Here is an 8496-nt window from a genome sequence, read left to right as displayed (position 1 = left end):
CACGGTGCCTCCAGGGCCGGTGGCACCACCCCCCGGATCATCTGTTCGACAGGGGGGACAAGCCATGCCGGACCCGGAGGCCGGGAGTCCCATTGCAGGACCGCGAAAACGGTAACGGGGGGAAGGAGAGAGGCGCAGGACAGCGCCACACCGCCCCCGATGGTGCACAGCCCTACGGAAGGACGCCGAGGGAGAGCGTCCGCCGAGGAGCGTCAAATACGGGTGCCGCCGTCGCTGCGCCGTGCGACCATCTGGTGACCGCACGGCGCGGCGGCACGGCGCGGCCCCGGCACAAGAGCGGGGCCGTCCGGGGAATCTTCCCCGGCTCCGGGGCGTTGTGACGGATACGGAAATGTCTCTCGACCCTAAGGATCCACTTGACCCTCTCCTCTTCCCTTCCACAGAACGGCCAGCGCATCTCCAGGACGAACCGCCGAGCCGACGCCCTGATGGAAGAGGACGTCGCTCTGAGTCACACGCTCGACGAAAACCGTGACGGTGATCAGTTCGACCGCTCCGAGCGGGCGGCGCTGCGGCGAGTGGCCGGTCTCTCCACCGAACTGGAGGACGTCACAGAGGTCGAGTACCGGCAGCTCCGGCTGGAGCGCGTGGTGCTTGTCGGCGTCTGGACCTCCGGTACGGCGCAGGACGCGGACAACTCCCTCGCGGAGCTGGCAGCCCTGGCCGAAACGGCGGGCGCCCTCGTGTTGGACGGTGTGATCCAGCGGCGGGACAAGCCCGACGCGGCCACCTACATCGGTTCCGGCAAGGCCGAGGAACTGCGGGACATCGTCCTGGAGACCGGTGCCGACACGGTGGTGTGCGACGGTGAACTCACCCCGGGGCAGCTCATTCACCTCGAAGACGTGGTCAAGGTCAAGGTCGTCGACCGGACGGCGCTGATCCTCGACATCTTCGCCCAGCACGCCAAGTCCCGTGAGGGCAAGGCACAGGTCGCGCTGGCCCAGATGCAGTACATGCTTCCCAGGCTGCGCGGCTGGGGCCAGTCGCTCTCCCGGCAGATGGGTGGCGGTGGCTCGGGCTCGGCGGGCGGCGGTATGGCCACCCGTGGTCCGGGTGAGACCAAGATCGAGACGGACCGGCGCCGCATCCGCGAGAAGATGGCCAAGATGCGCCGGGAGATCGCGGACATGAAGACCGGCCGCGATGTGCAGCGGCAGGACCGCAGGCGCAACAAGGTGCCGTCGGTCGCCATCGCCGGCTACACCAACGCGGGCAAGTCCTCTCTGCTCAACCGGCTGACGGGGGCCGGCGTCCTGGTGGAGAACGCGCTGTTCGCCACTCTGGATCCGACCATCCGCAAGGCCGAGACCCCCAGCGGGCGGGCGTACACGCTGGCTGACACGGTCGGCTTCGTACGTCACCTCCCGCACCACTTGGTGGAGGCGTTCCGCTCCACCATGGAGGAGGTCGGCGACTCGGACCTGATCCTGCACGTGGTCGACGGCTCGCATCCGGTGCCGGAGGAGCAGCTGGCGGCCGTGCGCGAGGTCGTCAGGGATGTCGGCGCGGAGGACGTGCCCGAGATCGTGGTGATCAACAAGGCCGACGCCGCCGATCCGCTCGTCCTGCAGCGGCTCCTCCGCACCGAGAAGCACGCTCTGGTCGTCTCGGCCCGTACCGGGCAGGGCGTCGACGAGCTGCGGGAGCTGATCGACGACGAGCTGCCGCGTCCGTCCGTCGAGCTGGAGGTGCTGCTGCCCTACACCGAGGGCAAGCTGGTCTCCCGCGTGCACACCCAGGGTGAGGTCCTCTCCGAGGAGCACACCGAGAACGGCACGCTGCTCAAGGCCCGGGTACACGAGGAGCTCGCGGCCGAGCTGCGCGCCTTCCAGATGACGGCGGCCGGGTAGTGACCGGCGAGTGGCCACGGCCACTCGCCGGCCCCGGCTCCTGACCCGCTCGCCACGGTGAACGGGACGGACGGAACGGAACCGGGAAGCACATGAGGCTGCCCCCTCCGAAGCGGGAGGGGGCAGCCTCATGTGCGCGTGCGTGGGGTGTGCCGCTCAGCCCTTCTGGCTGGCCGCGTCGAAGACGGCCTCAGCCGTCTTGCCCAGGCGCGGACCTGCGAGCCAGGTGGCCGGGTGCGGGCCGATGGAGTTGACCGAGATCAGCTCGGGCTTGCCGCCCGCTCCCTTGATCAGCCAGGCGCCACCCGAGGAACCACCCGTCATGGTGCAGCCGATGCGGTACAGCGCGGGCTCGGACGGGTCGATCGTCAGCGCGCCCGGCTTGTCCGTGCAGGAGTACATCTTCGCGCCGTCGAACGGTGGTGCGGCCGGGTAGCCGTAGTTGCTGACGCCCCGGATGCGCGAGGGCGAGGGCGCGTCGAAGTTGGCCTTCACGGCGTTGCCGACGGTCTCCTCCAGCGACTTGCCGCTCTTGTTCACCGGCTGGACGCTGAGCACGGCGAAGTCCTGCTGAGAGCCGCCGCCACCGGACTTGGCACCCTTTTGGATCCAGTAGTTGGTGGTCTGCGCCCACTTGACCCACCACTCGCCGTACGGCGCCACCTCCTGCGGCGGGGCGTTGTTGACCGACGGCATGTCCAGGCCCCGGTCGTTGAAGGCCGGGATGAAGGTGATGTTGCGCAGCCAGCCACCGCTGCGGCCCGAGTGGACGCAGTGGCCCGCGGTCGCCACGAGGTTGGACTTGCCCGGGTGGCGCGGGTCCTTCACGACCGTGCCGGAACAGACCATCGGTCCTTCCGGGGTGTCCATGAAGACCTTGCCCGCCGGAGCGGCGTTACGGGTGTACGGAGTCTTGACGGCCTCCGCCTTGACCGGACGCGGCTCCGCGGTGTTGGCAGCCCCGGACGTGCTCTCGATGTTCTCGGGGACCTTCTTCTCGTTGTCCTCGGCCTTCTTCATCCGGCCCAGGTCCCAGTGTCCCTTGAGGTAGGGGTTGATGAAGTCCTTGGCGCCACGCACCCACTGGTCCTTGTCCCAGTTCTTCCAGGCTCCGTCGCGCCACGAGTCGAGGTCCTTGAGCGACGTGGGAAGGTCCTTCGGCAGCTTGTCAGGGATGCCGATCTTCTCCTTCCCGCCGCCGGAACCGTCCGCGTCCTGTGCCGAGTCGGAGGCGGCGGGCTTGGCGTCCGTCTTCTTGGCGTCGTCGTCGCCCGAGCCGCAGGCCGTGGCGGTCAGAGCCAGTGTCGCGGCGAGCGCCGCGGCGGCCAGGACCGGACGCCCGTTTCCTTTTCTGCGTATGCGTGACATGTTTTCGAGGTCCCCCTGAGGTGTGGTGCGAGAAATGCGCGAGGTGCGCGGAACCCGCCGAGTCCGCGGATCGCGTGGAGTCCGCGTACTCCGCTGTCGGTCTTTCCGCGGGGGTGGGCCGGCGCAGCGGGCCGGCCCACCCGTCCGTCAGCCTTCCTGGCTGATCGCGTCGAAGACGCCCTTGGCTTCCTTGCCGAGACGTGCGCCCGCCAGCCAGTCGGCGGTGATCGGGCCGATCGACGTCACCGACAGCAGCCGGGTGCCCGAGGAGTCCAGCCACGGGCCGCCGGACGAGCCGGCCGTCATCGTGCAGCCGATGCGGTACATCGTCGGCTGCGCCGGGTCGATGGTGAGGCGGCTGGGCTTGTCGGCACAGCGGTACATCTTCGCGCCGTCGAACGGCGGGGCCGCCGGGTAGCCCACGGCCGTCAGGCTCTTGAGGGACTTCACGCGCGGCGTGCTGAAGGACGCCTTGAGCGCGCCGCCGGCCTTCTCCTCGAGCGAGGTGCTGTCCGTCTTGTCCTCCGGCTGGACGCTCAGCACGGCGAAGTCCTGCTGGGCGCCCTTGCCGCCGCGCTCCGCACCGGTCTTGATCCAGTGGTCGGTCGTGCGGGCGCGCTTGGCCCACCAGATGCCCTTCGGCGCGACGTCGCTCTTGGAGGCGCTCGAAAGCTGCTCGTTCGAGAGGCCACCCGGGTTGTAGTCGGGCACGAAGACGACGTTGCGGTACCAGCCCTTGCCCGCGCCGCCGTGGACGCAGTGCCCCGCGGTCGCCACGAGGTTGGACTTGCCCGGGTTGCGCGGGTCCTTGACGACGGCGCCCGAGCAGACCATCGCGCCCTTGGGGGTGTCCATGAAGACCTTGCCGACGGGCAGGTCGTCCTGCGTGTAGGGCGTCTTGACCGCGGCCGCCTTGACGGAGTCCGGCGTCGGGTCGGTGACCCCCTCGTCCTCGCCGGTGCCGTCCTTGCCGCCGCTCTGACCTTCATCGATGTCGGAGTCGTCGACCTTGCGGTCGTTCCCGTCCGCGTCCTTCATGCGGTCCGGGTCCCACAGGTCGTCGATGATCGGGTTGAAGAAGTCCTGGGCCTCCTTCAGCCAGCGGTCCCTGTCCCAGTTCTTCCAGGCGCCGTTCTGCCACTTCTTCAGGTCGTCCAGGGAGGTCGGCAGGTCCTTGGGAAGGTCGTCCGGGAGCCCGAGGTCCTTCTTGAGGTCCCCGCTGGGCTTCTTCTCGGAGGCGGTGGCACTCGGCTTGTCGTCCGCCTTGTCCTCCTCCGGGCCGCAAGCCGTCGCGGTGACCGCCAGCACAGCGGCGACCGCTGCCGCGGCCAGCGCCGGACGGCGCCGTGCGGGCCTGGCTATCGATGGCATGGCTGAAACTCCCCCTGAAGTGGATCGTCGTGCCTGTTGACTTGTCATGAACCTAGCCGGGTGGGGCGCCCCCACTATGCCCGGTGTTGTTCGGGACGGGCACACCAGGGTGCGCGGTTCCCCGGCGCGTGCTCCGGCCTGCCGCGTCAGCCGCTGCTTCACGGCACGCGCCCATCCGGAAAGAGATCTTCAACCCGCCCGTGATCGGGCGCCGTTCGCTTCGTTGTCCCGTAGGGGGACAGTGGCGCGCTGCCCAGCGCGCCCAGTCGACACCAGCTGAGGAGATCCCGTGAACGCGCGCTCCGGAGCCGACGGCCCGAAGGACGTGGCCGGTATGTGGCCGACCCGCCTGATCGAGCCCATGGTGCCCCCACAGGAGCGTCGTACCGGCCACCACGAGGACCTGATCCACAGAAATACCGCACCCTCCGCACCCTCCACATCTTCCGACCTCTCCGAGCCCCCCGAGCAACAACCTGCGACGCCGGTCTCGCCGGATGTTCCCCCGCCCGGCCCTGCCACGCCTGCCACGGCCGCCCCCGACCCCCTGCAACGCCGCGACCCGGGCGAAGCCGCCGACGCGGCGGCGGCGGAGAACCTGCTGCGCTGCTGGGTACGCGAGACGGGCCTCGCCCGTCCCCGGCACGGTGTTCTGCGCGTCCCGCTGCCAGCCAGCGGCACCGCGCTCCTCGTGCCGGTACGCCACTGGTCACTTGCGGGCTGGCACCGGTTCGACCCTCCGCACCTGGAGGGCGCCCCCGGGGACGCCGCTCCCGTGGACACTGTCTGCCTCGCGGCGCTGCTGGGACGCGAGGCGGCCCATGGGACGGGCGGAACGGAGGCCCGAGACGGGGAAGCGCCCTGCCGGACAGAAACTCATGGGCGGAGCGCAGCGCATGTCGCACAGGGGCACAAAAACGTCCCTGTGGAGGAAAACTCCCTCGGGCGGCAGGGACCCACCACGGCGGACGGCACCCTCCCGTCGGGAGGTGCCGTTGCACCGGAACGCGCGCCGGTGGGCACTTCTGCCTCAAGGGACGACGCACCCGTGCTGGAGGGAGCCGCCCTCGTCGGCCGGGTAGCCGACTCCGTCCAGCGCACCGCACGGTTCCTGGCCGACCGCAGGACGCATCCCGCACCACCACCCGGGGCAGGACCGTTCCTCGACGGTGAACAAGCCCTCCTCTTCGGACATCCACTGCACCCCACCCCCAAGAGCCGCGAGGGTCTGTCCGAGACCGAAGAGCGGATGTACTCACCAGAGCTGCGCGGCAGCTTCCCGCTGCACTGGATGGCCGTCCACCGCTCCCTGCTCTCCTGCGACTCCGCCTGGACGGACCGGGGAAAGCCCGTCCCCGCCCCTGACCTCGCGCGGCGTCTGGGCGGGCAGGAGCTGGCCGAACGGCTCCCCGCGGACTGCGTTCCCCTGCCGCTGCACCCCTGGCAGGCCGGTGAGGTGCGACGTGACGCCGCTGTCCGGGCACTTTCGGAGGCGGGCCTCCTGCACGACCTCGGGCACAGCGGCGAACACTGGCACCCCACCTCCTCCGTGCGTACGGTCTTCCGGCAGGACAGCCCGGCGATGCTCAAGCTGTCCCTCGGGGTGCGCATCACCAACTCGCGCCGCGACAACCTCCGCAAGGAACTGCTGCGCGGAATCGAGGTGCACCGGCTTCTCCGCGGTGACATCGGCGCGGCCTGGCGCGCGGCCCACCCCGGCTTCGACGTCGTGCGGGACCCCGCCTGGCTGGGGGTGGACATCCCGGGTGAGGGACGGCTGCCCGGTTTCGACACCGTCATCCGGCACAACCCCTTCAAGACGGGCGAGGACGCCGTCTGTCTCGCGGGACTGACCGCGCCCGTCCCGAGTCCTCACGGAACGCAGGGCACGCCTCGGTCGCGGCTCGGCGCACTGGTGACCGCGCTCGCGCGGCGCACCGGAAGGTCTCCGGGCGCGGTGGCCACCGAGTGGTTCCTGCGCTACCTCGACACCGTCGTACGACCCGTCCTCTGGCTGGACGCGCACGCGGGAATCGCCCTGGAGGCGCACCAGCAGAACACGTTGGTCCTGCTGGACACGCACGGGTGGCCGCGAGGCGGACGTTACCGTGACAACCAGGGCTACTACTTCCGTGTGTCCCACCGCGACGCGCTCACCCGCCGCCTGCCGGGCGCGGAGCTCGGGGTGGCCAGTGACACGTTCGTGGCCGACGACGTCACCGACGAACGCTTCGCCTACTACCTGGGCATCAACAACGTCTTCGGTCTCATCGGGGCGTTCGGATCCCAGCAGCTGGCCGACGAGCACGTGCTGTTCGCGGCATTCCGTCGCTTCCTGGGGCACGTCGCACGGGACGAGCCCGCCTCCGGGCTGCCGGCGCTGCTGCTGGAGTCTCCCGTGCTGCGCTGCAAGGCCAACCTGCTCACCCGGCTGCACGGTCTCGACGAGCTGGTCGGCCCTGTCGACTCCCAGTCCGTGTACGTCGCCCTCGACAACCCACTCGTCCCATGACCCCTTGGCCTGTGGCCCTCGCAGAAGAGGAGACGTTGCCATGCCGCACCCCCAGCCGGGCTCCGCACCTCTCGCCGGTACCTCCTGTGCCGGCGGTGACCCGGGCGCGGACACCGTCGGCGTGGCGGAGACCGGCTCTCCCAGCAGCGACGAGGACCCTGTCGGCCTGAGCGACCACGACGCCGAGGACACCCTCGACCTCGAACTCCCCCAAGGGTGGCCCGAACTGATCGCCCAGCGCGATGCCTACGACCGCGAACTCGCGCTCGGCGGCGCGCAGCCACACGGCGGCGCGCATGCCTCCGGCGGCGCGCATGCCTCCGGCGGCGCGTATGGCTCCGGGCGCCCGTATGGCTCCGGGCGCCCGCATGGCTACGGTGACGCAGGCGCATACGAGGGGGCGCACTCCCGCAGTGGCGCGCATCCCCACGCTGATGTGCACACCGGCGGTGGTGTGGGCGTGCGCGACCCCGCTCAGGTCATGCCACGCGCCGCGACGTCGGGGCGCGGATCCAGTGCCGCGTCGCGGGACGACCTGCTCGATGCGCCCGCTCGCTGGCCCGCGGCCGTCACCGGGGCAGGACGGTTCCAACTCGTCCCCGTCCGGCTCCCGCGTGATCTCCCGCTGGTCTGTGCCTGGATGAACGATCCGGCTGTGGCGGCCTTCTGGGAGCTGGCGGGGCCCGAACACGTCACCGAGGCGCACCTGCGCCCGCAGCTGAAGGGTGACGGCCGCAGCGTTCCCTGTCTGGGCGTCCTCGACGGCACCCCGATGAGCTACTGGGAGCTCTACCGCGCGGACCTCGACCCGCTCGCCCGGCACTGCCGCACCCGCCCCCACGACACCGGGCTGCACCTGCTCATCGGAGGAGTGGCGCACCGGGGGAGGGGACTGGGCACCGTGCTGCTGCGTACGGTGGCCGACCTGGTACTGGCGCAGCGTCCCCGCTGTGCACGCGTACTCGCCGAACCCGACGTGCGCAACGCCCCCTCCATCGCGGCCTTCCTCGGTGCGGGCTTCCGGTACAGCGACGAAGTGCAGCTCCCCACCAAGCGCGCCGCTTTGATGGTGCGGGACCGCGCGCTGCGTCACGTGCTCTGAGGCGGCGCGCGCGGCTCCGGAAGCCCCCTCCCGCTCTCGGAGACGGCGCTGTGCGTCCACCACAGAGCCTTCCGCAGCGCTGTCCGTCCTCCCCCGAGCGGACTGAGTCGCCCGAGCCCCTCACGCCGCCCCCGCGTCCGTCAGCGGCCCTCTGCGAGTGACCCGACCGCGTCCGCGCCGGCGTCTTCGCGCCCCCACCCCCCTCCCGCACCACCTCGCTCATCTGTTCCCGCTCTACTCGTCCTCGCTTCCCCCAAGGAGCAACTCCC

5 protein-coding genes are annotated in these 8496 nt (G+C 70.6%); 3 read left to right on the top strand and 2 right to left on the bottom strand.

Annotated elements, in window-relative coordinates; translation table 11 throughout:
- The first annotated feature begins 377 nt into the window (after positions 1 to 377).
- Entirely contained in the window at positions 378 to 1874 is a 1497-nt protein-coding gene (hflX, locus tag DTL70_RS01785) for a GTPase HflX (RefSeq protein ID WP_114020032.1), read from the top strand.
- Positions 1875 to 2030: 156 nt separating this feature from the next.
- Here the strand turns inward: hflX and DTL70_RS01780 are convergent, their stop codons facing one another.
- The gene (locus DTL70_RS01780) at positions 2031 to 3242 is read right to left on the bottom strand and encodes a trypsin-like serine peptidase (protein WP_114020031.1); all 1212 of its coding nucleotides are present in this window, start codon (positions 3240 to 3242) and stop codon (positions 2031 to 2033) included.
- A 147-nt stretch (positions 3243 to 3389) separates the two neighbouring features.
- Entirely contained in the window at positions 3390 to 4613 is a 1224-nt protein-coding gene (locus DTL70_RS01775) for a trypsin-like serine peptidase (RefSeq protein WP_114020030.1), read from the bottom strand.
- Positions 4614 to 4947: 334 nt separating this feature from the next.
- Between DTL70_RS01775 and DTL70_RS01770 the strand changes: the two genes are divergently transcribed.
- Positions 4948 to 7125 carry an IucA/IucC family protein gene (locus DTL70_RS01770; protein ID WP_245978912.1) on the top strand — a complete coding sequence of 726 codons (2178 nt, stop codon included), beginning with the start codon at positions 4948 to 4950 and terminating at the stop codon, positions 7123 to 7125.
- A gap of 481 nt (positions 7126 to 7606) precedes the next feature.
- A complete protein-coding gene (locus DTL70_RS35045; RefSeq protein WP_114020039.1) occupies positions 7607 to 8227 on the top strand; it encodes a GNAT family N-acetyltransferase in 621 nt (206 codons plus the stop codon).
- The last annotated feature ends 269 nt before the right edge of the window (positions 8228 to 8496 follow it).

It is taken from the genome of Streptomyces diacarni, assembly GCF_003323715.1.
In the GTDB taxonomy this organism is placed as follows: domain Bacteria; phylum Actinomycetota; class Actinomycetes; order Streptomycetales; family Streptomycetaceae; genus Streptomyces; species Streptomyces diacarni.
Note: the sequence above shows the minus strand (reverse complement) of the source record. Positions and strands in the feature narration are given on the sequence as shown.